The 26,041-nt window shown below is 71.9% G+C and carries 21 protein-coding genes, 1 tRNA gene and 1 pseudogene; 15 read left to right on the top strand and 8 right to left on the bottom strand.

Features of this window, described 5'->3' with window-relative positions; all coding sequences use genetic code 11:
• The first annotated feature begins 86 nt into the window (after nt 1–86).
• The 4 genes from aepX to VQH23_RS02225 are packed head-to-tail and all read left to right on the top strand — an operon-like array spanning nt 87 to nt 4,925.
• A complete protein-coding gene (gene aepX / locus VQH23_RS02240; protein ID WP_338663987.1) occupies nt 87–1,727 on the top strand; it encodes a phosphoenolpyruvate mutase in 1,641 nt (546 codons plus the stop codon).
• Nucleotides 1,724–2,860, top strand: coding sequence for a phosphonopyruvate decarboxylase (gene aepY, locus VQH23_RS02235; protein WP_338663986.1), 1,137 nt, complete (start codon nt 1,724–1,726; stop codon nt 2,858–2,860). Before aepX ends, aepY begins: the two co-directional genes overlap by 4 nt.
• Entirely contained in the window at nt 2,857–3,843 is a 987-nt protein-coding gene (locus VQH23_RS02230; protein ID WP_338663985.1) for a lysylphosphatidylglycerol synthase domain-containing protein, read from the top strand. Before aepY ends, VQH23_RS02230 begins: the two co-directional genes overlap by 4 nt.
• Complete coding sequence (locus tag VQH23_RS02225) at nt 3,840–4,925, top strand: 2-aminoethylphosphonate--pyruvate transaminase (protein WP_338663984.1); 1,086 nt, start codon at nt 3,840–3,842, stop codon at nt 4,923–4,925. Before VQH23_RS02230 ends, VQH23_RS02225 begins: the two co-directional genes overlap by 4 nt.
• On the opposite strand, the gene VQH23_RS02220 is transcribed toward VQH23_RS02225, so the two are convergent.
• Nucleotides 4,926–5,516 (bottom strand): CDP-alcohol phosphatidyltransferase family protein, encoded by a 591-nt coding sequence (locus tag VQH23_RS02220; RefSeq protein WP_338663983.1) that lies wholly within the window; start codon nt 5,514–5,516, stop codon nt 4,926–4,928.
• Nucleotides 5,517–5,522: 6 nt separating this feature from the next.
• Nucleotides 5,523–6,455, bottom strand: coding sequence for a ferritin-like domain-containing protein (locus VQH23_RS02215; protein WP_338663982.1), 933 nt, complete (start codon nt 6,453–6,455; stop codon nt 5,523–5,525).
• 557 nt (nt 6,456–7,012) lie between these two features.
• On the opposite strand from VQH23_RS02215, the gene hpnH reads away from it, so the two are divergent.
• Nucleotides 7,013–8,224, top strand: a complete 1,212-nt coding sequence (hpnH, locus tag VQH23_RS02210) for an adenosyl-hopene transferase HpnH (protein ID WP_338663981.1) — start codon at nt 7,013–7,015, stop codon at nt 8,222–8,224.
• Here the strand turns inward: hpnH and VQH23_RS02205 are convergent.
• The 4 genes from VQH23_RS02205 to hpnA are packed head-to-tail and all read right to left on the bottom strand — an operon-like array spanning nt 8,174 to nt 12,968.
• A complete protein-coding gene (locus VQH23_RS02205) occupies nt 8,174–8,812 on the bottom strand; it encodes a hopanoid-associated phosphorylase (protein ID WP_338663980.1) in 639 nt (212 codons plus the stop codon). The genes hpnH and VQH23_RS02205 overlap by 51 nt on opposite strands.
• On the bottom strand, nt 8,809–10,776 hold the full coding sequence (gene shc, locus VQH23_RS02200) for a squalene--hopene cyclase (RefSeq protein ID WP_338663979.1): 1,968 nt from the start codon (nt 10,774–10,776) through the stop codon (nt 8,809–8,811). Before shc ends, VQH23_RS02205 begins: the two co-directional genes overlap by 4 nt.
• Nucleotides 10,773–11,921 (bottom strand): glycosyltransferase, encoded by a 1,149-nt coding sequence (locus tag VQH23_RS02195; RefSeq protein WP_338663978.1) that lies wholly within the window; start codon nt 11,919–11,921, stop codon nt 10,773–10,775. Before VQH23_RS02195 ends, shc begins: the two co-directional genes overlap by 4 nt.
• A gap of 3 nt (nt 11,922–11,924) precedes the next feature.
• Nucleotides 11,925–12,968 (bottom strand): hopanoid-associated sugar epimerase, encoded by a 1,044-nt coding sequence (hpnA, locus tag VQH23_RS02190; protein ID WP_338666036.1) that lies wholly within the window; start codon nt 12,966–12,968, stop codon nt 11,925–11,927.
• A 359-nt stretch (nt 12,969–13,327) separates the two neighbouring features.
• On the opposite strand from hpnA, the gene fdnG reads away from it, so the two are divergent.
• From fdnG to VQH23_RS02150, 8 genes and pseudogenes are all read left to right on the top strand, one after another.
• Entirely contained in the window at nt 13,328–16,414 is a 3,087-nt protein-coding gene (fdnG, locus tag VQH23_RS02185; RefSeq protein WP_338663977.1) for a formate dehydrogenase-N subunit alpha, read from the top strand.
• A complete protein-coding gene (gene fdxH, locus VQH23_RS02180) occupies nt 16,411–17,430 on the top strand; it encodes a formate dehydrogenase subunit beta (protein WP_338663976.1) in 1,020 nt (339 codons plus the stop codon). The genes fdnG and fdxH overlap by 4 nt, the downstream gene beginning before the upstream one ends.
• Entirely contained in the window at nt 17,430–18,110 is a 681-nt protein-coding gene (locus VQH23_RS02175) for a formate dehydrogenase subunit gamma (protein ID WP_338663975.1), read from the top strand. The genes fdxH and VQH23_RS02175 overlap by 1 nt, the downstream gene beginning before the upstream one ends.
• Nucleotides 18,111–18,149: 39 nt before the next feature.
• The gene (fdhE, locus tag VQH23_RS02170; protein WP_338663974.1) at nt 18,150–19,073 is read left to right on the top strand and encodes a formate dehydrogenase accessory protein FdhE; all 924 of its coding nucleotides are present in this window, start codon (nt 18,150–18,152) and stop codon (nt 19,071–19,073) included.
• 5 nt (nt 19,074–19,078) lie between these two features.
• Nucleotides 19,079–20,467, top strand: coding sequence for an L-seryl-tRNA(Sec) selenium transferase (gene selA / locus VQH23_RS02165; protein ID WP_338663973.1), 1,389 nt, complete (start codon nt 19,079–19,081; stop codon nt 20,465–20,467).
• On the top strand, nt 20,454–21,239 hold the full coding sequence (locus VQH23_RS02160; RefSeq protein ID WP_338663972.1) for a tetratricopeptide repeat protein: 786 nt from the start codon (nt 20,454–20,456) through the stop codon (nt 21,237–21,239). The genes selA and VQH23_RS02160 overlap by 14 nt, the downstream gene beginning before the upstream one ends.
• Nucleotides 21,236–23,053: pseudogene (gene selB / locus VQH23_RS02155) on the top strand (selenocysteine-specific translation elongation factor); the annotation flags it as partial. The gene VQH23_RS02160 and the pseudogene selB, both read left to right, overlap by 4 nt.
• A 102-nt stretch (nt 23,054–23,155) precedes the next feature.
• Nucleotides 23,156–23,251: transfer RNA gene (locus tag VQH23_RS02150), tRNA-Sec, on the top strand.
• A gap of 86 nt (nt 23,252–23,337) precedes the next feature.
• Here the strand turns inward: VQH23_RS02150 and VQH23_RS02145 are convergent.
• On the bottom strand, nt 23,338–24,321 hold the full coding sequence (locus VQH23_RS02145; protein ID WP_338663971.1) for a tripartite tricarboxylate transporter substrate binding protein: 984 nt from the start codon (nt 24,319–24,321) through the stop codon (nt 23,338–23,340).
• A 147-nt stretch (nt 24,322–24,468) separates the two neighbouring features.
• On the opposite strand from VQH23_RS02145, the gene VQH23_RS02140 reads away from it, so the two are divergent.
• Nucleotides 24,469–24,780, top strand: a complete 312-nt coding sequence (locus VQH23_RS02140) for a hypothetical protein (protein WP_338663970.1) — start codon at nt 24,469–24,471, stop codon at nt 24,778–24,780.
• Nucleotides 24,781–25,169: 389 nt separating this feature from the next.
• A complete protein-coding gene (locus VQH23_RS02135; protein WP_338663969.1) occupies nt 25,170–25,550 on the top strand; it encodes a hypothetical protein in 381 nt (126 codons plus the stop codon).
• Nucleotides 25,551–25,567: 17 nt separating this feature from the next.
• Here VQH23_RS02135 and VQH23_RS02130 read toward each other — a convergent pair whose 3' ends face one another.
• Nucleotides 25,568–26,029: a nuclear transport factor 2 family protein gene (locus VQH23_RS02130; protein WP_338663968.1), complete on the bottom strand. Its 462-nt coding sequence runs from the start codon at nt 26,027–26,029 to the stop codon at nt 25,568–25,570.
• Between the last annotated feature and the right edge of the window lie 12 nt (nt 26,030–26,041).

Below are 26,041 nucleotides of genomic sequence, written 5' to 3'. Positions count from 1 at the left end.
CGTGTGAAGGTAAAGTTACTATGGAAGGCGGACAAGGGCGGCCATCCTGCCGGGCTTTCCGGCCACGCCGCCCAAAGGGAAACGCCTTGAGTCACGCCAGCCCGCCGGGCACCCGCCCCCTTGATGCCCCTGCCACCCGCTTCGCCGCCCTGCGGCGGGAGATCGCCTCGTCCAGCCTCTCCTTCCTGATGGAGGCGCATGACGGGCTCTCGGCCAAGATCGTGCAGGAGGCGGGGTTCCGCGGCGTCTGGGCCTCCGGCCTCACCACCTCCGCCGCGCTGGGCCTGCGCGACAGCAACGAGGCGTCCTGGACGCAGGTGCTGGAGGTGCTGGAGTACATGGCGGACGCCACCACCCTGCCCATCCTGGTGGATGGCGACACGGGGCACGGCAACTTCAACAACGTCCGCCGCTTCGTCCGCAAGCTCTGCGAGCGCGGCATCGCCGGCGTGTGCATCGAGGACAAGCTCTTCCCGAAGACGAACTCCTTCATCGGGGAGGCGCAGCCGCTGGCGGACGTGGACGAGTTCTGCGGCCGCATCAAGGCAGGCAAGGACAGCCAGACCGACGACGACTTCGTGCTGGTGGCCCGCGTGGAGGCGCTGATCTCCGGCCATTCCATGGAGGAGGCGCTGCGGCGCGCGGAGGCCTATCATCAGGCCGGCGCGGACGCGATCCTTATCCACTCCAAGAAGTCCAACGCGGACGAGATCTTCACCTTCGCGCAGCGCTGGGGCAACCGCGCGCCGCTGGTGATCGTGCCGACCATGTACTACGCGACGCCGACGGACCTGTACCGGCAGGCCGGCATCTCCACCATCATCTGGGCGAACCACCTGCTGCGCGCCTCCATGGCCGCGATGCGGGAGACGGCCGCGCGCATCCACGAGGACGAGTCCCTGATGCGCGTGGAGGGCAGCGTCGCCACCGTGAAGGACATCTTCCGGCTGATGGGCAATGCCGAGCTGGAGGAGGCGGAGCGCCGCTACCTGCCGAGCAAGCCCGCGCCCTCCGCCGTGGTCCTCGCCGCCGGGGGCGGGAGCCTGGAGGGGGTCGCCGGCGACGGGCCGAAATGCATGCTGGACATTCGCGGCCAGTCCCTGCTGCAGCGCCTCGTGGGCACGCTGCGCGAGAGCGGCGTGCGCGACGTCTCCGTGGTGCGGGGCGAGCGCAAGGAGGCGGTGACGCTGCAGGGCGTGCGGATGGTGGACAATGACCGCCACGCAACCACGGGCGAGGCGATGTCCCTGGCCTGTGCGCGCGACGCCATCAGGGGCGAGACGGTGGTGGCCTATGGCGACGTGCTGTTCCGCCGCTACATCCTGGACAGCCTGCTGACCAGCCGGGCCGACGTGGTGGTGGCCGTGGACACGCTGGGCGCGCGCCCGCGGCCGGGGCACCGCGACCTGGTGACGGCGGATCGCCGTTTCTCCGGCGACTACCTGGACGACCGGCCCGCACATCTGGTGCGGCTGGCCGCCGACGTGCCGGCGGCGGAGTGCCACGGCGAGTGGATGGGCCTGGCCCGCTTCACCGCCCGCGGCGCCGAATGGCTGCGCGAGGAGATCGCGGCGATGGAGGAGGAGGGCGTGCTGGAGGGCGCGGACATGCCGCTGCTGCTGACGCGCCTTGCCGCGAAGCACCCGGTGCGCGTGAAGTACTTCAGCGGCCACTGGCTGGACGTGGACACCCTGACGGATCTGGCGGAAGCCCGCAACTTCACATGATCAAGGCCGACGACTTCATCGAGGAAGCGGGGCGCGCCGGCTTCGACTTCTACACGGGCGTGCCCTGCAGCTTTCTCACGCCTCTCATCAACGGCGTGCTCTCCACGCCCGCGCTGAACTACGTGGGCGCGGCGAGCGAGGGGGAGGCGGTGGCGATCGCCTCCGGCGCCTGGCTGGCCGGGCGGCGGACGGTGGTGATGTGCCAGAACTCCGGGCTGGGGAACGCGGTGAACCCGCTGACCTCGCTGAACCACCCCTTCCGCATCCCCACCCTGTTCCTGACGACGTGGCGCGGCGAGCCGGGCATCCCCGACGAGCCGCAGCACGAGATCATGGGGGGGATCACCCAGGACCTGATCGCGCTGATGCGGCTGGAGCAGGCGCCCTTCCCGCGGGCGCGGCAGGCGCTGGGCCCGGCGCTGGACCATGCCGCCGCGCGCATGGAGGAGACGGGGCTGCCCTACGCCTTCGTCGTGCGGAAGGACGACGTGGAGGAGCGGGCGCTGAACCAGCCCCCGCGCGCCCTGCCCGTGCCCGGGCGGCGCGAGGATTTCCCGGCTTCCGGCGAGCGGCCCGCCCGCGCGGCGGTGCTGGAGCGCTTCCTGTCGATCGTGCCGGAGGAGGCGGCGGTGATCGCCACCACCGGCAAGTGCGGGCGGGAACTGTTCACGCTCGCGGACCGGAAGCAGCACCTCTACCAGGTCGGCTCCATGGGCGGGGCCAGCGGCATGGGGCTCGGCGTGGCGCTGAACACGGACAAGCCCGTGGTGGTGCTGGACGGCGACGGCGCGGCGCTGATGAAGCTCGGCACCTTCGCCACCATCGGGGCCTACGCGCCGAAAGGGCTGGTGCACGTGCTGCTGGACAATGGCGTGCACGATTCCACGGGCGGGCAGGCCACGGTCTCGCCCTCCGTGGACTTCGCGGCGATCGCCCTGGCCTGCGGCTACCGCTACGCCGCCTCCGCCTCCTCGCTGGAGGGGTTCGAGGGCGCCTTCCGCGCGGCGCTCGCGGCCGGCGGGCCGGCGATGATCCACCTGCGGATCGCGCCGGGCTCCATGGCGGTGCTGGGCCGGCCCACAGTGAATCCCGCCGACGTGGCGCGGCGGTTCCGGGACTTCGTGACGGCGTGATCCTCTCCACCATCGTCAGCCTCGCGGTTGGGCTGGCCATCGCCGTCGCGCTCATCGCCACCAACGACCCCGCCGCCATCCTGCGGATGCTGCTGGACAGCGGCTGGTGGATGCTGGCGGTGCTGGCGCTGAACGGGCTTCAGATCGTCGCCTCCGGCCTCGGCTGGGGGCCGCTGATCGACGACCCGCGGCGGCCGGGCGTGGCGGGGCTGGCCTTCCTGCGCTGGGTGCGCGTCTCCACCAACGCCCTGCTGCCGATCGTGCAGGCGATGGGGGAGCTGATCCGGGCGCAGCTCCTCGTCCGCATGGGCGTGGCGAAGGTGAAGGTGATCGCCAGCCTCGCCATCGACCTGGGCACGGAGATGGCATCCCAGATCGTCTTCTCCCTCATGGGGCTGGCGGCGCTGCTGCTGATCCCGCACGCGGCCGGCACCTCCGCCACCTTCTGGGCGGTCGCCGGCACGGCGCTGGGGGCGGGGGTGACGGGGGTCTTCATCGCCGCCCAGCGCTGGGGGCTGTTCAAGGCGGTGGAGGGCATGCTGCCGAAGCTGGCGGCCCGGGTGGGCTGGACCTCGCTCGGCGAGCTCTCCGGCCTGAACGACACGGTGCAGCACCTCTACGCCCAGCCCGGGCGGCTCTGGCGCAGCGGGGGGTGGCACATGGTTTCCTGGCTCGTCGGCGTGGTCGAGACCTGGGCGGCGATGCGGGCCGTGGGGATCGAGGCCGGGCTGGCGGAGGCGCTGGTGATCGAGAGCCTCGGCCAGGCCGTGCGCAGCGCCGGGTTCTTCATTCCCGGCGCCCTGGGGGTGCAGGAGGGGGGCTACGTGCTGATCTGCGCCCTCTTCGGCATTCCCCCGGACAAGGCGATCGCGCTGGTGCTGATCCGGCGTATCCGCGACATCATCCTCGGCGTGCCGGGCGTGATCGCCTGGCGCCTTAGCGTGGCGGGCGCGCGGCCCGCCGAAGCCAGAGGTGCGACATGAGCGACAGCCCCATCCTCCTCACGCCGGGTCCGCTGACGACCGCCGCCGGGACGCGCCGCGCGATGCTGCGGGACTGGGGATCGCGCGATCCCGCCTTCATCGCGCTGACGGCGGAACTGCGGGCCGGGCTGCTGCGCGCGGCGAAGGGGGAGGGGACGCACGCGGCCGTGCCCCTCCAGGGTTCCGGCACCTTCATCGTTGAGGCGGCGGTCGCCACGCTGGTCGGGCCGCGGGACAAGCTGCTGGTGCTGGTCAACGGCGCCTATGGTGAGCGGATGGTGACCATCGCCGAGCGGATGGGCCGCGCCGTGACGGCCCTGCGCTGGCCGGAGGACCGCGCGGTGGAGGCGGCGCGCGTGGCGGAGGCGCTGCGGGCCGACCCCGCCATCACCCATGTCGCGCTGGTCCACTGCGAGACGACGACCGGGCTGCTGAACCCGTTGGAGGAGGTGGCGGCCGTTGTCGCCGAGGCCGGGAGGGCCTTCCTGCTGGACGCGATGAGCAGCTTCGGCGCCCTGCCGCTGGATCTCTCGGCCACGCCCGTCACCGCCGTCCTCGCCTCCTCCAACAAATGCCTGGAGGGGGTGCCGGGAATCGGCTTCGCGCTGGTCACGCCCGCGGCGCTGGAGGCGGCAGCCGGGAGGAGCCCCTCCCTGTCCTTCGACCTGCACGCCCAGTGGAAGGGGTTCGAGGGGGACGGCCAGTGGCGCTTCACCCCGCCCGTGCAGGTGGTGGCGGCGCTCGTCGAGGCCCTGCGCGCCTTCGAGGCCGAGGGCGGACAGCCCGCGCGGCTGACCCGCTACGCGGACAACCTGAGCACCCTGCTGGTGGGGATGCGCCGCCTGGGCTTCGAGCTCTTCCTGGACGAGGCCCTGCAGGCCCCGATCATCGCCACCTTCCGTCTGCCGGAGAGCTTGGCCTTCCGCCCCTTCTACGACGCGCTGGCCGAGCGCGGCTTCCTCATCTACCCGGGCAAGTTGACGAGGGCCGAGACCTTCCGCATCGGCTGCATCGGCGCGCTCGGCCGCGCGGATCTCGAGCGGCTGCTGGCGGCGGTGGAGGCGGTCCTGGCCCCCGCCTGATCAGGCCCGCTGCCGCCGCGTGCCGGTGAGGGCGAGCAGGAGCGCGCCCAGCGGCGTGACCACCGCCGCGACCCAGAGCATCAGCACCGCCGCACCTATCCAGATCAGCACGGGAACGAGGGCGAGGAGGTCGTCCGGGTCGATGATGATCCCGGGGGTCGGCTCCCAGCCCCGCAACGTGCCGATGCGGAGGACGTGGAGCTGCCAGAAGATCGCGCCGATCGCGATCCCCGCCGCCGCGCCCAGGATCGGCCCGGTGCCTCCCAGGTTCTCCACCTGCCCCACGCCGATGCCGATGAAGGCGATCATGTTGGAGAAGCAGTCGCTGAACAGGTCGTACCGATGCCCGGCCGCGCTGGTCTGGCCGGTGGAGCGGGCCAGCTCCCCGTCCGCCCGGTCCAGCAGCATGGAGAGGAGGAAGATCCCCGCCCCAATCGCCTGCCAGCTGCCAGCATCCAGGCCCAGCGCGACAGCGGCCGCGATCCCGCTGACCAAGCGGGCCGTGGTGATCGTGTTCGGGGTGATCCCCGTGGGCGCGATCGCCCGCACGGCCGGGCGGACGATCCGGTGGATGACGGTGTTGCTGCTCACGCTACGTCACGCCGCGGTGGGGGCTGGCTTCTTCATGAAGCGCAGGGCGAGGCGCACGAAGAAGGGCACGGTGTTCGGCCGCAGCAGGCGCTTGTCGTAGCCCGCCAGCCGCCGGTCGTTCTCCTCCAGGCAGATCCGCATCAGCTCCGCCGGGCTCATGGTGACGCCGATGGAGTCCGAGTTCGCCGTGAAGTTCGTCTGGGAGGAGGAGCCGCCCATGTCGCGCGCCAGCACGAAGCGGTCCCAGAGCAGCACGGCCCAGACGGCCGCCGTCTTCGCCAGGAAGTACGGCTTGCGCCACAGGGGCTGCCGCGCCCGCTGCCAGGCGGCCCAGTTCTGGAAGAAGAGGATGTGGCGGCTCTCCTCCTGGATCACCGGCTCGAAGGTGCCGACGAGGTCGGGGGGAAAGAAGCCGGAGCGGCGGGCGGCCTCGAAGAGGCCGAAGGCGAAGAAGCTGTCGATGCACTCGGAGTAGCCGGTGCGCATCCAGCCCCATTCCACGTCGCGAAAGCCCGTGTACTCCGGCTCCGGCTCCAGCACGACGCCGTAGGCTTCCACGAGGTTGGACAGCACCCGCTTGTGGCGCGCCTCCTCCTCGGCATCCATCACCATGGCCTCGTTCAGCAGCGGGTCCGTGATGGTGCGGGCGTAGTCGTGGACGCGCAGCGAGGCGCGGCCCTCCGTCTGGACCGCGATATCCCAGATCGGCAGGCCCGTCAGCCGGGCATGGGCCTCCGGGTCCAGCTTCGGCCAGTCCAGCACGCGCGGCTTGTAGGGGTTGTGCGTCTCCAGCAGCATCCGCGCGAACATCCGCATGTGCGCGTCGCTGCCGATCCGCACGGGGCCGGGCTCGTCAAAGGTCCAGTGGCGGGCGGTGTGGTCGGCGGCGGCAACGGTAGGGCTGTCGAGAGGGACGGCCTCGGCAGGACTCGACGACATCGGAGAACCTCGAAAAGGAGCCGGCAGGCCCTGGCCGGAAGGACGATTAATGGCGCCTGCCACGGGAATGCAACCCGCACCCGTCCTGGGACTGTCATGGGCGTAAGGAACGCGGGCCCGCGCGGCGCGCGGCGGGGCGGGGATCGGCCCGGCCGCGGGCTGCCCGGGCAGGGTTCCCCGCCGGGCAGGATCCCCGCCGTGGCAGGCCCGTGGCCGGTGGCGGGAAGCCGCACCCCGCCCGAATTCCACCCGGCCGGGCAGGACCGGCCTTGAACGAGGCGTGACGAGGCACCTGATCGCGAGTGACAGCGAGCCCGACCCCGCCCGGCGATCCGGCGCGGGGCGGGCAGGGCTGGCCTCCGGCGCCTCCGCGCCGGGGGCGATGGATGCCGGACGTGCTGGGGGCGCTGCGCCGCCATGCGGGCGGCGCGGGGGCGGTGGAGGTTGCGGCGATGGACGGAATCCGGGAAAACATGGGGTTCTGCCGACCCCGTGAATGCCGGGCGGCGCCCCCCGCGGCGCCTTCCCAGCCAGCCGAATAGGATAGGAGCGCCGCTTTGGGCATCCCCATGCTGCAGGCCGCCCGGATCGGGGCCTACCTGATGAAGCAGCAACTCTCCGGGCGGAAGCGCTACCCGCTGGTGCTGATGCTGGAGCCGCTGTTCCGCTGCAACCTGGCCTGCGCCGGCTGCGGCAAGATCGACTACCCGAACGAGATCCTGAACCAGCGCCTCTCCTACGAGCAGTGCATGGAGGCGATCGACGAGTGCGGCGCGCCCGTCGTCTCGATCGCGGGCGGCGAGCCGCTGCTGCACAAGGAGATGCCGAAGATCGTCCAGGGCTACCTGGAGCGGAAGAAGTTCGTCATCCTCTGCACCAACGCCCTGCTGCTCGAGAAGAAGATCGACGACTACAAGCCGAGCCCGGCCTTCACCTGGTCCATCCACCTGGATGGGAACGAGGCGATGCACGACAAGTCCGTCTGCCAGACGGGCGTCTATGACAAGGCGGTCGAGGCCATCAAACTGGCAAAGTCCAGGGGCTTCCAGGTCTCCATCAACTGCACCCTGTTCAACGACGCCGACCCCGAGCAGACCGCCCGCTTCTTCGACGACGTGACGGCGATGGGGCTGAACGGCATCACCGTCTCCCCCGGCTACGCCTATGAGCGCGCGCCGGACCAGCAGCACTTTCTGAACCGCACGAAGACGAAGGAGCTGTTCCGCGGCATTCTCTCCCGCGGGCGGGGCGGCAAGGCCTGGCCCTTCACGCAGAGCCGGATGTTCCTGAACTTCCTGGCGGGGAACGAGGCCTACAAGTGCACGCCCTGGGGCAACCCGACGCGCACGGTCTTCGGCTGGCAGAAGCCCTGCTACCTGCTCGGCGAGGGCTACGCGAAAACCTTCAAGGAGCTGATGGACGACACGGAGTGGGACAAGTACGGCGTCGGCAACTACGAGAAGTGCGCCGACTGCATGGTCCATTCCGGCTTCGAGGCCTCGGCCGTGCAGCACATGGTGACGAACCCCATCAAGGCGCTGGCCGTGACCCTCGGCGGCATCCGGACCGAGGGCGCGATGGCGAAGGACATCTCCCTCGATAACCAGCGGCCCGCCGACTACGTCTTCTCCGGCCATGTGGAGAAGAAGCTGGCCGAGATCCGTGCCACCGCGCCGGCCAAGGGCGCCAAGCACGGGCCGCGCGTGAAGATCACCCGCTCACCCGGGATCGGTGAGGGCGGGCCCGAGACGATCGTGGCCGCGGAGTAGCGCCCGGAAGGCCCGCTCCGCCTCCCACCCCGTCCGGATCAGGGCGGGGAGCTGGAGGGGGTTGCGGGCCAGGGAGAGCAGCACGGCCGGCAGGTCCATCCCGCCATCCGGCCGCATCCCCACCCGCGCGGCGGGAGGAAGGCTTCGGTCCGCGCCGTCCGAGACGACGCGGGCCGCCGCGAAGGGAAGGCCGTGGCGGGCCGCTACGCGGGCGGCGACGTGGGATTCCATGTCCACCGCCAGGGCACCGGTGCCCCGGTTCAGGGCTGCCTTTTCCGCCGTGTCGGCTGCCATCCGGTCCTGCCCGATGATGCCACCCCGCCGGGCGCCAAGTGCGGCGGCGAGCCGGGCCGCCCAGGCGGGATCGCCGTCCACCACCCAGTCGCCGGGCCGCAGCCCCGGCGCCAGCCCGCCGGCGATGCCGATGCTGAGGATGCCGGCGGCGCCCGGAGCCTGTCGGTCCAGCTTCGCCTCCAGCCGGGCGGCATCCCCGCCGCCGGCCACCACCTGAACCCCCGGCCCGGACAGGATCCGGGCCTCCCGCAGCAGTCCCGTTGCCACGAGGACGGGGCGCGGCGCCCCGCTCACATCCCGTGCAGGGGCCGCGCCGCGTTGCCCTGCTTCAGGTTGCGGAACCGCGCCATGGCCCAGAGGGGGAAGAACTTCGGGTAGCCGTGGTAGCGGAGGTAGAAGACGCGCGGGAAGCCGCCGCCCGTGTAGTGGTCCTGCGCCCAGAGCCCGTCCTCGCCCTGGGTCGCGCGCAGGTACTCGACCCCGCGCGCCACGGCCGGGTGGTCCACCTCGCCGGCGGCCATCAGCCCCAGCAGGGCCCAGGCGGTCTGGGAGGCGGTGGAGGGGGCGGGCTCGAAGCCCCGGTAGTCCAGCTTGTAGCTGGAGCAGTCCTCGCCCCAGCCGCCATCGGGGTTCTGGATGGCGATCAGCCAGTCCGCCGCGCGGCGGACGGAGGAGGTGGTGCCGTCCAGCCCGGCGGCGTTGAGGGCGCAGAGGGCGGACCAGGTGCCGTAGATATAGTTCACGCCCCAGCGGCCGAACCAGCTCCCATCCGCCTCCTGCTCCCGCTCCAGGTAGTCCAGCGCGGCGCGCATCCGCGGGTTCTCCCGCGTCTCTCCGAGTTGGGCGAGCATGGAAACGCAGCGGGCGGAGACGTCGGCGGTGGGCGGGTCCAGCAGGGCGCCGTGGTCGGCGAAGGGGATGTTGTTGAGGTAGAAGTGCGTGTTGTCGGCGTCGAAGGCGCCCCAGCCGCCATCGCCGCTCTGCAGCCCGACGGTCCATTCCGTGCCGCGGGAAATCGCCTCGTCGTAGCGCGCGTCCAGGCCCATCTGGCCGCGGGCGCGGTCCATGGCCATCACCACCACGGCGGTGTCGTCCAGGTCGGGGTAGTGGGCGTTGCGGTACTGGAAGGCCCAGCCGCCCGGGCGGACATGCGGGCGCACCTCCGCCCAGTCGCCCTTCACCTCCAGCTCCTGAAGCGGCTTTAGCCATTCCAGGCCGCGCGCGGCGGCGGCCTCGGCGGCCTCGCCGCCCACCTCCAGCATGGCGTGGGCCGTCAGCGCCGTGTCCCAGACTGGGGAGACGCAGGGCTGGCAGTAGGCCTCGTCCTCGCGGATCACGAGGAGCTTCTCGACGGAGTGGCGGGCGATGGCGCGGTCCGGGTGGTCCGCCGGGTAGCCCAGCGCGTCGTACATCATCACGGCGTTCGCCATGGCCGGGTAGATCGCGCCCAGCCCGTCCTCGCCGTTCAGCCGCTCTGTCACGAAGGCCACGCAGCGGTCGATGGCCTGCTTCCGCAGGGTGCGCGGCCAGAAGGGCTCGGCCACCTTCAGCCCGCCATCCAGCCCGTTGAAGAACAGGGCCCAGCCCGGGTGCTTGTGGCTGCGCGCCCGCCTCCAGGCCAGGCGGCGCGGGGCGAAAAGTTCCTGGATCCGCACGCCCCGCGGGTTGCGGGCGCGCACGCGCATGGCCTGCAGCACCAGCAGCGGGACCAGCACGGTGCGCGCCCAGTAGGACATGCGGCCGATATGAACGGGGAACCAGCGCGGCAGCAGGATCATCTCCACCGGGATGGTGGGGACGCGGCGCCAGGGAATCTCCCCGTACATGGCCAGCAGGATGCGGGTGAAGACGTTGGCGCGCCCGGCGCCGCCATGGGCGAGGATGGCGGCGCGGGCGCGGGCCATGTGCGGCGCGTCCGGGCTGTCCCCGATCATCTTCAGGCAGAAATAGGCTTTGACGGAGGCGCTGATGTCGAACGCACCGCCGTGGAACAGGGGCCAGCCGCCATGGTCGCCCTGGATGCGGCGCAGGTAGTTGCCGATCCTGCGCTCCAACTCCAGGTCGTCGGGCTCGGCCAGGTGCTGGCGCAGCAGCACGTACTCGGCGGGGATGGTGGCGTCGGCCTCCAGCTCGAAGACCCAGTGGCCGTCCTCACGCTGCTGCCGCAGCAGCGCCTCGGAGGCGCGGGAGATCCCGGCCTCGACGGCGCCCAGCGAGGGCTCGGCCTCGGAGAGGAGATCGCCCGGCACGTCCTTCATGCGCCGCCCGCCATGGCCTGGGCCCGTCCCTTCCACATCCCGCCCTTGCCCCGCCAGACCTGTAGGGCGGATTGCAGGGTGAACCACGTATAGGCCGCCCCGATCACCGGCAGTGCCAGCCCCCACAGGACGGAACCGAGCGGGGAGACGCGGTAGAAGCGGAGCATGGGCTGGAAGGCAAGCGCCATCATCGCCCAGGCGGCCAGCCCCGCGATCCGCGCATACCCCTCCCCGAACACCGCGAGGGTCGGGGGAAGGAGGTAGGTGAGAACCATCCCCAGCACCGTCCCGGCCAGCAGCAGCGGCGAGTAGCCGAGCTGGGCATAGGCGGAGCGGGAGACCATCCGCCCGATCTCGGCCACCCCGCCATAAGGGCGCAGGCTGCGGGCACGCCGGGTCAGGTCCAGCCGGATGGGCCCGGTCTCCTTGAGGCGGCGGGCCAGGTTGCAATCGTCGATGATGGCGGTGCGGATGGCGGCGATGCCGCCGATGCGCTGCAGCGCATCCCGCCGCACCAGCATGCAGCCGCCGGCGCCGGCGGCCGTCCGGGCGCGGGCATCCGCCACCCAGCGGAAGGGGTAGAGCATCCCGAAGAAGAACACGAAGGCCGGGATCAGGAAGCGCTCCGCCGCCGTGGCGCAGGAGAGCTCGGCCATGAGGGAGACGAGGGAGTGCCGCCCCGCCTCCGCCCGCGCCACCAGGGCGCGCAGGTTGTCGGGGGTGTGGCCGATATCGGCATCGGTCAGCAGGACGTAGTCCGGGCTGCTGCCGGCATGGCGCACGCCCTGGGAGAGGGCCCAGAGCTTGCCCGTCCAGCCCGCGGGTAGGGGCTCGCCCCGCAGCACCTCCAGCGGGGCGCGGCCGGTGGTGGCGCTCGCGGCCTCGGCGGTGCCGTCCGTGCTGCCGTCATCCACCAGGATCACGGAGAAGGGGCCGGGATAGTCCTGCGCACGCAGGCTGCCGATGGAGTGGGCGATCACGTCCGCCTCGTTCCGGGCGGGCACCACGGCGACCACCCGGGGCCAGATTGCCGGCTCCGGCGCGGGGTCACGGCTGTCCCGCTCCCGGCACAGCCAGAAGCCGCCGCGCGCGAGGAGCATGACGAGCCAGATCGCGACCGGAACCAGGCCGAGGAGGAGGAACATGCCCTACAGATACCCCGCCCCGCGAAACCACGCGATGGCGTCCGAGACCCCTTCCTGCCAGGGGCGGGCGGTGTAGCCCAGCTCCCGCTCCGCCTTGGCCGAGGTGAAGAACATCCGGTAGCGGGACATGTTCAGCGCGTCCACCGTCAGGATCGGCTCCTTCCCCGTCATCCGCGCCACCGCCTCCGCGCCCCAGGCCAGGGGGTAGAGGGGACCGCGCGGCAGCTTCACGCGCGGGGCGGGGCGGCCCGTGAGCCGCGCCACCTCCGCCAGGAACGCCTGCAGGGAGACGTCCTGGCCGCCGAGGATGTATCGCTCCCCGATCCGCCCGCGCTCGAAGGCCAGCAGGTGCCCCTCGGCGATGTCGTCCACATGGGCGAAGTTCAGCCCCGTCTCTACGAAGGCCGGGATCTTGCCCCGGGCGCCGTCCAGGATGATCCGGCCGGTGGGGGTGGGGCGGATGTCGCGCGGGCCGATGGGGGTGGAGGGGTTCACGATCACGGCGGGCAGGCCTTCCCCGGCCACCATCGCCTCCACCACGCGCTCGGCGGCGGTTTTGCTTTGCTTGTAGGCGCCGATGGCGGCCGCGGGATCCTGGGGCGAGGTCTCGTCCACCGGGCCGGTGGCGCCGGCCAGTCTGAGGGTGGCGACGCTGCTCGTGTAGACGATGCGCTCCACCCGCGCCTCCTGGGCGGCGCGCATCAGGTCGCGCGTGCCCTCCACGTTCACCCGGTGGAGCACGGAGGGGTCGGGCGCCCAGAGACGGTAGTCGGCCGCGACGTGGAAAAGGTGGTGCGCCCCCTCCATGGCAGCGCGGAGGGAGGCGGGGTCGGTCAGGTCGCCGGAGACAGGTTCCCACCCCATCCCCTCCAGGTTGCCGCGCGGGCTGGAGGGCCGGACGAGCACCCGCACGCGCAGGCCACGCGCCGCCAGGGCGCGGGCGACGGAGGAGCCGAGGAAGCCGGAGGCGCCGGTGACGAGGGCCGTCTCGCCCGGGCGGAGCGGGAAGGGCGCGGGTCCGGGGAGAGGCCCGGTCGGCGGGTCGATCGACCGGTCGGCGTCAGGAATGGCCTGCTTTCCCCTGCTGTCACGCCGCCCGGAAAATCTGGGGCGGAGGGCGTGAGATAGGCCGGTTCGACGGCCGGTTCAATTTCTCCGGCGGTACCGGCCCGGGGGAGTGCCGGGGCGGGTGCATCCGGCCGGGCCGGCTCTCCGCTCCCACGGCCCCGGGCGACGCGGCCCTGCGGCGGGCCTCACGGACGGCCCATTAGATGAGTTTGGTTCTCATCCTCAGTATCGCGTCACGAATAGTTCCGCTTCGGGCCATATGCTTGCCCGGTACTGAGGGAACCGGGTATTATCCCAGGTGTTATCTTGATACGCGGCACTAGGTCTGGGAGGGCCACATGAACATGGAACTCTCGCGGCGCGGCCTGCTGAAGGTCGCCGGCGCGGGCGTTGCTGGCACGTCACTCGGGGCGATGGGTTTCAGTGAGGCGGAGGCCGCGGTGGCGGCCCATGTCAGGCCCCTGAAGCTCGCCAACCTGAACGAGACGCGCAGCATCTGCACCTACTGCTCGGTCGCCTGCGGCATCATCGCCTACTCCCGCGGCGATCGACGCAAGGGCGAGCGCGCCGAGCTGATCCACATTGAGGGCGATGTCGATCACCCCACGAACCTCGGTACCCTCTGCCCCAAGGGCGCGGCGCTCAAGGATTTCGTGAAGTCGGCGAGCCGGCTGCAGTACCCGATGATCCGCAAGCCCGGTTCCGACCGGTTCGAGCGGGTGAGCTGGGACTTCGCGCTGGACCGCATCGCGCGCCTGATGAAGGACGACCGCGACGCGAACTTCGTGGCGAAGAACCGGGCAGGGCTGCCGGTGAACCGGTGGACCACCACCGGGATGCTCGCCGCCTCCGCCACCACCAACGAGACGGCCTGGGCGACCTTCAAGGTCGTCAAGGCGCTCGGGATCGTCGGATTCGATAACCAGGCGCGCGTCTGACACGGCCCCACGGTGTCCAGTTTGGGCCCGACATTTGGCCGTGGAGCGATGACGAACTCCTGGACCGACATCAAGAACACCGACCTCGCTGTCGTCATGGGCGGCAATGCGGCGGAAGCGCACCCGTGCGGCTTCAAGTGGGTGACGGAGGCGAAGGCGCACCGCGGCGCCAAGCTGATCGTCGTCGACCCGCGCTACACCCGCACGGCCTCGGTCGCCGACCTCTATGCCCCGATCCGGCAGGGATCGGACATCGCCTTCCTGCTGGGCCTGATCAACTACTGCATCACGAACGACAAGGTGCAGTGGGAGTACACGAAGGCCTACACGAACGCCGCCTTCATCGTGAAGGAGGGCTTCGGGTACCAGGACGGCCTGTTCGCGGGCTACGACGAGGAGAAGCGGGACTACGACCGCAGCAGCTGGGACTACGAGATCGGGGATGACGGCTTCGCCAAGGTCGACCCGACGCTCGAGCACCCGCGCTGCGTCTGGAACCTGCTGAAGCAGCACGTCTCCGTCTACACGCCGGAGATGGTGTCCAACATTTGCGGCACGCCCCAGGACAAGTTCCTGCGCGTCGCGCAGATGATTGCGGAGACGTCGGCGCCGAACAAGGTGATGACGTCGATGTACGCCCTGGGCTGGACCCAGCACTCCCACGGCGCGCAGAACATCCGCGCCATGGCGATGCTGCAGCTCATCCTCGGCAACATCGGGCTGCGCGGCGGCGGGATGAACGCGTTGCGCGGGCACTCCAACATCCAGGGGCTGACGGATCTGGGGCTGATGTCCCACCTCCTCACCGGCTACTTGAACATGCCGTCCGAGGCGGAGCCCGACTACGCCACCTACATGCGGTCGCGGCAGTTCAAGCCGCTGCGCCCGGGCCAGACGAGCTACTGGCAGAACTACTCGAAGTTCATGGTCTCCTTCCAGAAGGCCATGTGGGGCGAGGTGGCGCAGGCCTCCAACGACTGGTGCTACGACTACCTCTCGAAGCTGGACGTCCCGGCCTACGACATCCTGCGGATGTTCGAGTTGATGAACCAGGGGCGGGTGAACGGCTACATCTGCCAGGGCTTCAACCCGCTGATGGCCGTGCCGGACCGGGCGAAGACCACCTCCGCCCTCTCCAAGCTCAAGTTCCTCATCACGATGGACCCGCTGGAGACGGAGACGGCCCGCTTCTGGGAGAACCACGGCGAGTTCAACGACGTGGACACCCGGAGCATCCAGACGGAGGTGATCCAGCTTCCCACCGTGTGCTTCGCGGAGGATGAGGGGTCCCTCACCAACTCCGGGCGGTGGCTGCAGTGGTTCTGGCCGGCGGCGACCCCGCCGGGCGAGGCGCGGCCGGACACCGCCATCATGGCGGAGATCCTTCTCCGCATGCGGGAGCTGTACAAGAAGGAAGGGGGCGCCTTCCCCGACCCGGTGCTGAACCTCTCCTGGGACTACCACAACCCCAGGGAGCCGGAGCCGGAGGAGCTGGCGCGCGAGATCAACGGGCGCGCGCTCACCGACCTTCGCGACCCGGCCGATCCTTCCCGGGTGCTGGTGCCGGCGGGCAAGCAGGTGGTGAACTTCTCCCAGCTGCGGGACGACGGCTCCACCATGTCGGGCTGCTGGATTTATTCCGGCTGCTTCAACGAGGCGGGCAACAACATGGCCCGGCGGGACAACCGCGACCCCTCGGGGCTGGGCACGCACCCCAACTGGACCTTCGCCTGGCCGCTGAACCGCCGCACCCTCTACAACGGCGCTTCCGCGGACACGCAGGGCCGGCCCTGGGATCCCAGCCGGAAGCTGCTGGAGTGGGACGGCGCCAGGTGGGTGAGCGACGACGTGCCGGATATCGGCCCGACGTCCAGGCCCGGCGAGGTGCAGCCCTTCATTATGAACCAGGAGGGGGTCTCGCGCCTCTTCGCCCGGGGATTGATGCGGGACGGGCCGTTCCCCTCGCATCTCGAGCCCTTCGAGAGCCCGGTGCAGAACGTGTTCAACCGCCGCATGCGCGGCAACCCGGTCGGCCGCATCTTCGAGAGCGACGTGGGCCGCTTCGGCAACGCGGACGAGTTCCCGTTCTTCGCGACCTCGTACCGGCTAACGGAGCACTTCCACTACTGGACGAAGCACAATGCGGTAAATGCCACGCTGCAGCCCGAGTTCTTCGTGGAGATCTCGGAGGAGCTGGCGGCGCTGCGCGGGGTTTCGGCCGGAAGCTGGGTGCGCGTGTGGTCCAAGCGCGGATCGGTGAAGGCGCGCGCCGTCGTCACCAAGCGCATCCGGCCGCTGATCTGCGACGGGAAGACAGTCCACATCGTAGGCGTGCCCATCCACTGGGGCTTCATGGGCGCCGCGAAGAAGGGCCACAGCGTGAACACGCTGACGGCGCCCGTCGGCGAGGCGAACATCGAGACGCCGGCGGTGAAGGCCTTCCTCGTCAACCTTGAACCGACGACGGCCCCGGGGGTGCAGTCATGAGCGGGAGCACCGCCTACCAGAGCCCGCGCACCGCGGTCTCCAACCCGCCGGTCACGCCCGTGGCCGCGGGCTTCGGGGAGGCGGACCTCGTCCGCCGCTCCGCCACGGGCGACCTGCCGCCGCCGCAGCGGCAGCTCACCCCCGTGGCGAAGCTGATCGACGTCTCCAAGTGCATCGGCTGCAAGGCGTGCCAGTCCGCCTGCATCGAGTGGAACGACACGGCGCCGGACATCGGCTCGAACCACGGGATCTACGACAATCCCCGTGACCTGACCGAGAACATGTTCACGCTCATGCGGTTCACGGAATGGGTGAACCCGGAGACGGACAACCTGGAGTGGCTGATCCGCAAGGATGGCTGCATGCACTGCGCGGATCCCGGCTGCCTCCGGGCCTGCCCGGCGCCGGGCGCGATCGTGCAGTACACGAACGGGATCGTGGACTTCATCCACGAGAATTGCATCGGCTGCGGCTACTGCGTGAAGGGCTGCCCCTTCAACATCCCCCGCATCTCGAAGGCGGATCACCGCTCCTACAAGTGCACCCTCTGCTCCGACCGCGTGGCTGTCGGCCAGGGCCCCGCCTGCGCGAAGGCCTGCCCGACCCAGGCCATCGTGTTCGGCACGAAGGAGGACATGAAGCGGCACGCCGAAGGGCGGATCGCGGACCTGAAGTCCCGCGGCTACGCCAATGCGGGGCTGTACGACCCGCCGGGCGTGGGCGGCACGCACGTGATGTACGTGCTGCACCACAACGACAAGCCGGGCATCTACTCCGGCCTGCCGGAGAACCCCCGCATCTCCCCGATCGTGCAGACCTGGAAGGGCGTGACGAAGTATGTGGGCCTTGCCGCCATGGGCTTCCTGGCCGCCGGCAGCCTCATCCACGGCGTCTTCGCCCGGCCCAACCGGGTGACGGAGGAGGATGACGAGCACGGGGAGGACCTGGTCCACGGCAAGCCCGTGCCGCCGCCCGGTCCCGAGACCCCGGACACCGGAAAGGGGGATCGGGCCTGATGGTGGAGCGCGTCCAGCCCGGGGATGTCATCCACCCCGGCAAGCCGAGCACGGTGGGCCGCTACGGCCCGCTGGCGCGGCTGAACCACTGGATCACGGCGGCCAGCCTGATCCTGCTGGCGCTCTCCGGCCTCGCGCTGTTCACGCCCTCCCTCTACTGGCTCACGGGCCTGTTCGGGGGCGGGCAGAACACGCGGGCGTGGCACCCCTGGATCGGGGTGGTGCTCTTCGTCAGCTTCTACGTCTTCTTCCTCCAGCTCTGGCGGGCCAACCTGCCCCAGCGGGTGGACTGGGTGTGGCTGTCCAGGTTCCGCGACATCGTGGCGGCGCGGGAGGAGAACCTTCCGGAGCTCGGCAAGTACAACGCCGGCCAGAAGTTCATCTTCTGGGCCATGGCCGGGCTGATCCTGGTGCTGATCATCAGCGGCGTCCTGATCTGGGAGCAGTACTTCGCGGACTACGTGGACATCCCCATCCGCCGGATCGCGGTGATTACCCATTCCATCGCGGCGGTGCTGGCGATCTGCGTGTTCATCCTGCACGTCTACGCGGGGATCTGGACGCGCGGCACGCTGCGGGCGATGACGCGTGGCGACGTGACGGCGGGCTGGGCCTGGCGCCACCACCGCAAGTGGCTTCGGCAGGTCGCCGCGCAGAAGCGGGTGGACCCGGCCGAGTAATCCAGAAGGGGCGTGGCCGGTCCGGCCCGCCGAGGTGACATGTCCGGTTTCGAGAGCATCCAGCCCGATCCTTCGGTGATCGGGCGCCTTCTTCCGCCCCCCTTCGCCGTGCTGCCCGATCCGCGCCGCCTGTTCCGGGCGCGGGCGGAGCGCTTCGCGGCGCTGGGCCAGGCGGGGGACATGGCCCCCTACCTCCGCTTCCTGGCCGGGCTCTGCGAGGCGCAGGCGGCGGTGGCGGACGCGTTGCCACCTGCCGAGCCCATCCCCGCCGCCCAGGTGGAGCGGGCGCGGGAGGGCAAGATGCCGCCGCTGGACCGCAACGCCTTCCCGGACTCCCCCGGGCTGCGGGCGGTGATCGGCCCCCTCCTCGATGCCATGGTGCCGGTGGCGAAGCCGCAGCCCGCGCAGGACGCGCTGGAGTGGCTGCGCCGCGCGCCCGGGGAGTCCATGCGGGAGATGCTCGGCAACGTGGTGGCCGATGCCATCCCGCTGGAAGCGATCCCGCAGCACCTCTTCCTCTCCGCCGCCGTGCAGGTGGAGGCGGCGCGGCTGGCCTCCACGCTGGACGCGGCGAAGCTAGTGCCGGTGGAGACCGGCGTCTGCCCGGTCTGCGGCGGCCCTCCCGTCGCGTCGCTGGTGGTGGAGCGGCCGGGGGCGGAGGGCGCGCGCTACGCGGCCTGCGCCTTCTGCGGCACGCACTGGAACGAGGTGCGGATCAAGTGCCTGGCCTGCGGCTCCACCAAGGGCGTGGGCTACAAGGCGGCGGATGAGGGCGGGCGGGATCCGGCCATCAAGGCCGAGACCTGCGATTCCTGCCGGAGCTGGGTGAAGATCCTGTACCACAAGAACAACCCCTCGCTGGAGCCGGTGGCGGACGACGTGGCGAGCCTCGGCCTGGACCTGCTGATGCAGGGCACGGAGTACCGGCGCGCCGGCTTCGACCCCTTCCTGATCGGCTACTAGGCCCCGTGCCCGACAAGGCCGCGCTGCGGGCGCTTCCCTCCGTGGACCGGGTGCTGGGCGCGGCGGAGTGCACGCCCCTGGTCTCGCGCTTCGGGCGCGCGGAAGTGACGGCGGCCGTGCGCGCGGCGCTGGCCGAGGCACGGGCCGCGGGCGCGCTGCCGGACGCCGCCGCGATCGCTGCCACGGCCGGGGCCCGGCTGGCCGCGCGGGACCGGTCCAACCTGCGGCCGCTGTTCAACCTGACCGGGACGGTGCTGCACACCAATCTCGGCCGCGCCCTTCTGGCAGAGGAGGCGGTGGAGGCCGCCGCCGCCGCCATGCGCGACGCCGTGGCGCTGGAGTTCGACCTGGACACCGGCCGGAGGGGCGAGCGCGACGACCACCTGCGCGGCCTGCTGCGGGAGCTGACGGGGGCGGAGGACGCCACCCTGGTGAACAACAACGCCGCCGCCGTGCTGATCGCGCTGAACACGCTCGGCGCGGGGCGGGAGGCGATCGTCTCCCGCGGGGAGCTGATCGAGATCGGCGGCGCCTTCCGCGTGCCCGACATCATGGCGCTGGCCGGGGTTCGGCTGGTGGAGGTGGGCACGACGAACCGCACCCATCCCAGGGACTACCGCGGCGCGATCCGGGCCGAGACGGCGCTGATCGCGAAGGTGCACCCCTCCAACTACCGGATCGAGGGCTTCACGGCGGAGGTCGGCGGCGCCGAGCTCTCGGCGATCGGGCGGGAGGCCGGGGTGCCCGTGATGAACGACCTCGGCTCCGGCACGCTCGTCGATCTCTCGCGCTGGGGGCTGGCGAAGGAGCAGACGGTGCGGGAGGCGGTGGCGGAGGGGGCGGACATCGTCACCTTCTCCGGCGACAAGCTGCTGGGCGGGCCGCAGGCCGGCTTCATCGTCGGGCGGCGCAACCTGATCGCGGCCATCAACCGCAACCCGATGAAGCGGGCCCTGCGGGTGGACAAGATCCGCATCGCCGCGCTGGAGGCGACGCTGAAGCTCTACCGCGACCCGGACCGGCTGGCGGAGCGGCTGCCGGCGCTGCACCTGCTGGCGCGCAAGGGGGCGGAGATCGAGGCGCAGGCCGGGCGCCTGCTGCCGCTGGTGGCGCAGCACCTGCCGCCGGGCATCGACGTGGAGGTCTGCGCCTGCCGCAGCCAGATCGGCTCCGGCGCCCTGCCCGTGGACACGCTGCCCAGCGCCGGGCTGCGGCTGACCGCCCCGCGCGGGCGCGACCTGGAGGCGCTGGCGGCGGCGCTGCGGGATCTGCCGCGCCCTGTCATCGGCCATGTGCGGGATGGCGCCCTGGTGCTGGATCTGCGCTGCCTGATGGACGAGGCGGCGTTCCTGGAGAGTCTGTCCGCCCTGCCGGGGATCCATGGGCTGGCTTGACCGCTTCCGGCGCGCGGCCCCGCCCGCGCCCGATCCGAGGCCCGATCCGTTGGAGGACGCGCTCGCCGCCTTCCGCGCCGGGGATTATGCGGCGGCGCTGGCGCTGTGGGAGCCGCTGGCCCGGGCCGGGAATGCGCGGGCGCAGGCCAATATCGGCGCCTGCTTCGCGGAAGGGCTGGGCGTGCCCCAGGACCCGCCGCTGGCGCTGAAGTGGCTGACGCTCTCGGCCGAGTCAGGGCATGCGCCGGGCCAGCGCAATCTGGCCGCGCTGTACCTGCGCGGCGGGCGCGGGGTGGAGACGGACTTCGCCAAGGCCGCCGATCTCTATCGCCGTGCCGCGGAAGCCGGGGACGGCTTGGCGCAGGACATGCTGAGCTGGATGCTGCTGGAGGGCGAGGTGATGCCCGCCGATCCCGTAGAGGCCCGGCTCTGGGCGGAGAGGGCGGCCGCGCAGGGCGTCGCCCCCTCCATGACGCGGGTGGGCATGTTGTACCACCACGCCATGGGCGTGGAGCGGGACGTGGCGGAGGCCGCGCGCTGGTGGTCCCGCGCTGCCGCGCTGGGCGATGCGGACGGGCAGGCCATGCTGGGCGCGGCGCACCACCTCGGCGCCGGCGTCCCGAAGGACGGCGTGTCCGCTCTGACCCTGCTGCTGCGCGCGGAGGCCGGGGGCAGCGCCCTGGCCCGTCCCTTCATGTCGGCCGCGCGCGCCGCCCTGGACCCGGACGGCATCGCCGAGGCCGGGCGCCGGGCAAGGGAGCCCCTGCCATGATCGTCGGCACCGCAGGCCATATCGACCACGGCAAGACCGCCCTCGTCCGCGCCCTGACGGGGGTGGAGACCGACCGGCTGAAGGAGGAGAAGGCCCGCGGCATCACCATCGAGCTCGGCTTCGCCTATGCGGGGGAGGGTGAGCACATCACCGGCTTCGTGGACGTGCCGGGGCATGAGCGCTTCGTGCACACCATGCTGGCGGGCGCCAGCGGGATCGACTTCGCCCTGCTGGTGGTGGCCGCCGATGACGGGGTGATGCCGCAGACGCGCGAGCACCTGGCCATCCTCGACCTGTTGGGCATCGCGCGGGGTGCGGTGGCGATGAGCAAGGCGGACCTGGCCGATGCGGCGCGGCGCGCGGAGGTGGAGGCGGAGATCCGCGAGCTGCTGGCGGACACAGCGTTGCGCGACGTGCCGATCGTCCCTGTCTCGACCGTGACGGGCGAGGGCGTCGTGGAGCTGAAGGCGCTGCTCTCGCAGGCCGAGGCGGAGACGCGCGCGCGGGACGCGGGCGGGCGCTTCCGCCTCTCGGTGGACCGCAGCTTCGTGCTGCCCGGCGCGGGCACGGTGGTGACGGGCACGGTGCTGTCCGGTGCCGTTTCGGTGGGCGATGCGGTGGTGATCAGCCCGCTCGGCCTCGCCGCGCGCGTGCGCTCCATCCACGCGCAGAACCGGCCCGCCGCGCGCGGGATGGCGGGGCAGCGATGCGCGCTGAACCTGGCGGGGGAGGGGGTCTCGAAGGACGCCGTCTCGCGCGGCGATACCGTGCTCGACGCCGCCCTGCACGCGCCCACGGACCGCATCGACGCCGAGTTCCGCGCGCTGGCGGGCGAGCCGAAGGCCATCGGCCAGTGGTTCCCCGCCCGCCTGCACCATGCGGGGGAGGAGGTGGGCGCGCGGCTGGTACCACTGGAAGGCCCGGTGGCACCGGGCGGGCGCGCGGCCGTGCAGCTGGTGCTGGACCGCCCGATCGCGGCGGCGGTGGGGGACCGCTTCATCCTGCGCGACGTCTCGGCCCAGCGCACAATCGGCGGCGGGCGCTTCCTCGACCTGCGGGCGCCCGCGCGCAAGCGCCGCACGCCGGAGCGGCTGGCGGTGTTGGAGGCCCTGCAGGCCCCCGTACAGGAGGCCCTCGCGCGGCTGCTGGAACTGCCGCCCTTCTTCGTCGAACTGGACGGCTTCGCGCGGGACCACGCGCTCGGGCCGGCGCAGGAGGCCGCGCTGGCCGAAGGGGCCGTGGTGCTGGAAGGGGGCGGGCGGCGCACCGCGCTCTCCGCCGGCGGGTGGGCGGGCTTCCGCGCCAGCCTGGAGGAGGAGGCGGGCCGCTACCACGAGGAGAACCCGGACATCCAGGGCATCGGGCGGGAGAGGCTGCGGATGCTCGCCCGCCCCCGCCTGCCGCAGCCCGCCTTCCTGGCCGCGCTGGATCGCCTGGCGGCGGAGGGCGCGGTGGTGCTGGAGGGCGCCTTCGTGCGCCTGCCCGGTCACGAGGTGCGGCTGAACCCGGCGGACGAGGCGCTGTACGAGGCCGCCGTGCCGCATCTCGGCGGCGAGGCCCGCTTCCGCCCGCCCCGCGTGCGCGACCTGGTGCCCGTGCTGGGCGCGACGGAGCCGGAGATCCGGCGGGTGATGCGGCTCTGCGCCCGGCTGGGCCGGGTGGACCAGCTGGCGCAGGACCACTTCTTCCTGCGCGCCACCACGGCGGAGATGGTGGAGATCGCGCGCGACGTGTCGGCCGCCGCGCCCGATGGCTGGATCACCGCCGCCGCCTTCCGGGACCGGATGGACAACGGCCGGAAGGTGGCGATCCAGATCCTCGACTTCCTGGACCGCCACGGCGTCACCTTGCGCCGGGGGGACCTGCGCCGCATAAATCCGCACCGCGCGGACCTGTTCCGCGTGTCCACCGATGCCGGAGGAGAATCGTCCCCGGTGGGGCGTCCGGACTTCAAATCCGGGTGGGGCAGCGAGACTGTCCCGGGTGGGTTCGACTCCCATTCTCTTCCGCCAATTCCCGGCCCCTCCGCGCCCCGGCCCGGCCCGAAGCCGGGGTAGGGGATCGCGCGCCCACCCGCCCGGGCTCCGCGTCGGCAATCCTATTCCGGCTGGAACTTCGCGAGCTGGAGGAGGGAGGTGGCCCGCTCCACGTCCCGCCGGATGAAGGCCGCGAACTCCTCGCCCGTCTCCGCCATGGGCTCGATGCCGAGGGTGCCGACGCGCGCGAAGACGTCGGGCTCCATCATGCCCGTCCGCAGCGCGTCGCCGACGCGCGCGACGACCTCGGCGGGCAGCCCGCGGGGTCCCCAGAGGCCCCACCAGGACTGGATGTCGAGGTTCGGCATCCCGCCCTCCGCCGCCGTGGGCACGTTCGGCGCGGCGTCGCTGCGGGCGGCGGAGGTGATGGCCAGGGCCTTGGCGAGCCCGTCGCGTGCGGGCGGCCAGGTCGCGAGGATCGGCTCGAAGACGAGCGAGACATTGCCCGCGACGACGTCCGTGATGGCGGGGGCCGTGCCACGATAGGGCACCTGCACCAGCTCCACCCCGGCCTGCCGGATGAACTCGATGGTGGCGAGGTGGCCCGCCGCGCCGAGGGAGGAGACGGCAACCGGCCAGTCCCGCGGGTTGGCCCGCACGGCGGCCAGGAGCTCGGCCAGCGTGTTCGGGGCCCGGTTGCGGTTCATCAGCAGCAGCAGCGGGCCGCGCCCGGTGCGGATGATCGGCTGCAGGTCCGCCACGGGGTCGTAGCCCGGGTTCCGCATCACCTGCCGGGCGAGCACCTGGATGGAGGCGGAGAAGCACAGGGTGTAGCCGTCGGGCGCCGCCTCGGCGACCGCGCGCCCGCCGATGGCGCCGTTGGCGCCGGGCCGGTTCTCCACCACGAAGGGCTGGCCGAGCTTCTCCGTCAGCTTGGCCGCGGTGACGCGCGCCATCGCGTCGGTCGAGCCGCCGGGCGTGAACGGGACAATCACCCGCACGGGGCGGTTGGGCCAGGTTCCCTGGGCAAGAGCCGGGATGGCCAGGACAGGGTTGGCCAGGGCGGGGGCGGCCAGGGCGGCGAGGAGGGAGCGGCGATTCATCATTCGATCGTATCAGTCCGCCGGCCCCGCACCAGCCTTGCCGCGGCGCCCCGGGCGACGGGGAGGCGGGCGCGGCCGCCTGCTACCCGAGGGGCGCGGCCGATGGCATGCTCGCGGCCTGGAAGGCCGGGCGCTGGCGGGAGGGGACGGATGGCGGACGGCCCGGACGAGCGTCTTCCCGATCCCCGACGCGCCCTTGCCTGGCTTCTCCCGCGCGGGCAGTGGCGGGAGCTCTGGTTCACCCACCGGCCGGCGCTGGGCCCGGTCCCCGACGAGCCGGTTCTCGCCGACCTCGAGGCCGCGATCGCCCTGGGCTGGGCGGAGGGCGGCGAGATGACGTTCGGCTTCAACGACGACAACCTGGCGGACGGGGCGCGGACGATGCGGGCCTACGGCATCACCCAGGCGGGGCTCCGCGCGAGGACGGCCGCCTACCCCGCTTCCCGGCTGGGTGAGGGCTGAACGGGGGAGACCCGCCGCGCCTGGAGGACTGGATCACGGGTGCGCTGCGCTTGCCGCCGCAGCGGGTTCCGCAGGCCTGGCGCGAACAGCGGGCACAGCCCCCACGGAGATCTGCGCGCGGGGGCAACGGGCCCGCCATCCCTACCGTCGCCGGCAGGGGGCGGCTACCTTCCGGCCATGCGCTCAGCCCGCCCCTCGATGCCGCCATGTCGCCTTTCCGCGGACCCGTGCGGCAGCCCCCCTACCCGGCCGTTCCGGGAGGGAGCCTGGGCCAGGGGGGCCCGCTCCTCCGATCTATGGCACGGGCTGCGCGGGAGCACGGGGGTGTCCTGCTCCCGGTCTTACTCCCGGTCTGGCCGGCCTTCCTGCCCGCCGCCGGGGTTCCCCGCATGACCGCGCCCGCCGAGACGGACTTCGACGACTGGATCATCGCCACGCACCGTGAGGCGGGCGACTTCACCGTGCTCTTCGTGCTGATGCGGATCACGGACACCACGGTGGAACCCCTGCGGTCGGCCTGGCTGCACGTGGTGGGCGACGAGACGCGCTGGCCGGAGATGGCCGGGCTCCTCTCCGGCGCGGGGGTGGCCTGGGACGCGGCCGTGTTCTTCCGCGCCGGACGGGAAGGGCTGGTGCCGGATGCGGAGGCCAGGGCGCGGCTGCAGTCGCTGACCCGCAAGCTGCACGAGGACCGTTCCCTGATCCGGGAGGGCGAGTTCTTCAACGCGGAAGGGTTGCGGCTCCGGCTCGAGGAGGCGAAGCCGCACTGATCCTCCAGGCAGGCCCTCTAGGCCGGGCGGGGCACGGCCTGCCGCGCTAGCAGCTTCCAGCCGCCGGCCTGCCTCTGGAAGACCAGCAGCACCCCGATCCGCACCGTGCCGGGCCGGCCGCCATCGGCCGTTTCGGCGGAGAGGATGTGGCGCACCAGGGCGACGTCGCCGGAGGTGGCGACGGTCTGCTCCGTCAGGGCGATGCTGCGGAACACGCTCCGCCCCTCCACGATGGCGGCGACGAACTGCTCCTTGTTCTCCACGCGGCCGGAGGAGTGGCCGTAGCTCAGGCCTTCGGCGGCGACGGCCTCCAGCCTGGCGCGGTCGGCGGAGAGCATGGCCTGGCGCAGCGCCTCCACGGCCTCGGCGACGCCGGCCGCATCGCTCGTCTGGGCTGCCGCCGGGGCCAGGGGCGCGGTGGCCAGCAGGGCGGCGCCGATCGCGGCGCCGAATCCGATCCTGCGGCGGGACTGGGACATGGGCGTATTCCT

This window comes from Pararoseomonas sp. SCSIO 73927 (assembly GCF_037040815.1).
Taxonomy (GTDB): Bacteria; Pseudomonadota; Alphaproteobacteria; order Acetobacterales; family Acetobacteraceae; genus Roseomonas.
The sequence above is the reverse complement of the archived record's forward strand: the minus strand, read 5'-3'. Positions and strand labels throughout refer to the sequence as shown.

Bases quoted from the DNA above. Each gene is read 5' to 3' on its own strand.
- aepY (WP_338663986.1), top strand. From the start codon at position 1,724: ATGATCAAGGCCGACGACTTCATCGAGGAAGCGGGGCGCGCCGGCTTC.
- VQH23_RS02225 (WP_338663984.1), top strand. From the start codon at position 3,840: ATGAGCGACAGCCCCATCCTCCTCACGCCGGGTCCGCTGACGACCGCC.
- VQH23_RS02215 (WP_338663982.1), bottom strand. From the start codon at position 6,455: ATGTCGTCGAGTCCTGCCGAGGCCGTCCCTCTCGACAGCCCTACCGTT.
- shc (WP_338663979.1), bottom strand. From the start codon at position 10,776: ATGAAGGACGTGCCGGGCGATCTCCTCTCCGAGGCCGAGCCCTCGCTG.
- VQH23_RS02195 (WP_338663978.1), bottom strand. From the start codon at position 11,921: ATGTTCCTCCTCCTCGGCCTGGTTCCGGTCGCGATCTGGCTCGTCATG.
- fdxH (WP_338663976.1), top strand. From the start codon at position 16,411: ATGAGCGGGAGCACCGCCTACCAGAGCCCGCGCACCGCGGTCTCCAAC.
- VQH23_RS02175 (WP_338663975.1), top strand. From the start codon at position 17,430: ATGGTGGAGCGCGTCCAGCCCGGGGATGTCATCCACCCCGGCAAGCCG.
- fdhE (WP_338663974.1), top strand. From the start codon at position 18,150: ATGTCCGGTTTCGAGAGCATCCAGCCCGATCCTTCGGTGATCGGGCGC.
- VQH23_RS02160 (WP_338663972.1), top strand. From the start codon at position 20,454: ATGGGCTGGCTTGACCGCTTCCGGCGCGCGGCCCCGCCCGCGCCCGAT.
- VQH23_RS02145 (WP_338663971.1), bottom strand. From the start codon at position 24,321: ATGATGAATCGCCGCTCCCTCCTCGCCGCCCTGGCCGCCCCCGCCCTG.
- VQH23_RS02140 (WP_338663970.1), top strand. From the start codon at position 24,469: ATGGCGGACGGCCCGGACGAGCGTCTTCCCGATCCCCGACGCGCCCTT.
- VQH23_RS02135 (WP_338663969.1), top strand. From the start codon at position 25,170: ATGACCGCGCCCGCCGAGACGGACTTCGACGACTGGATCATCGCCACG.
- VQH23_RS02130 (WP_338663968.1), bottom strand. From the start codon at position 26,029: ATGTCCCAGTCCCGCCGCAGGATCGGATTCGGCGCCGCGATCGGCGCC.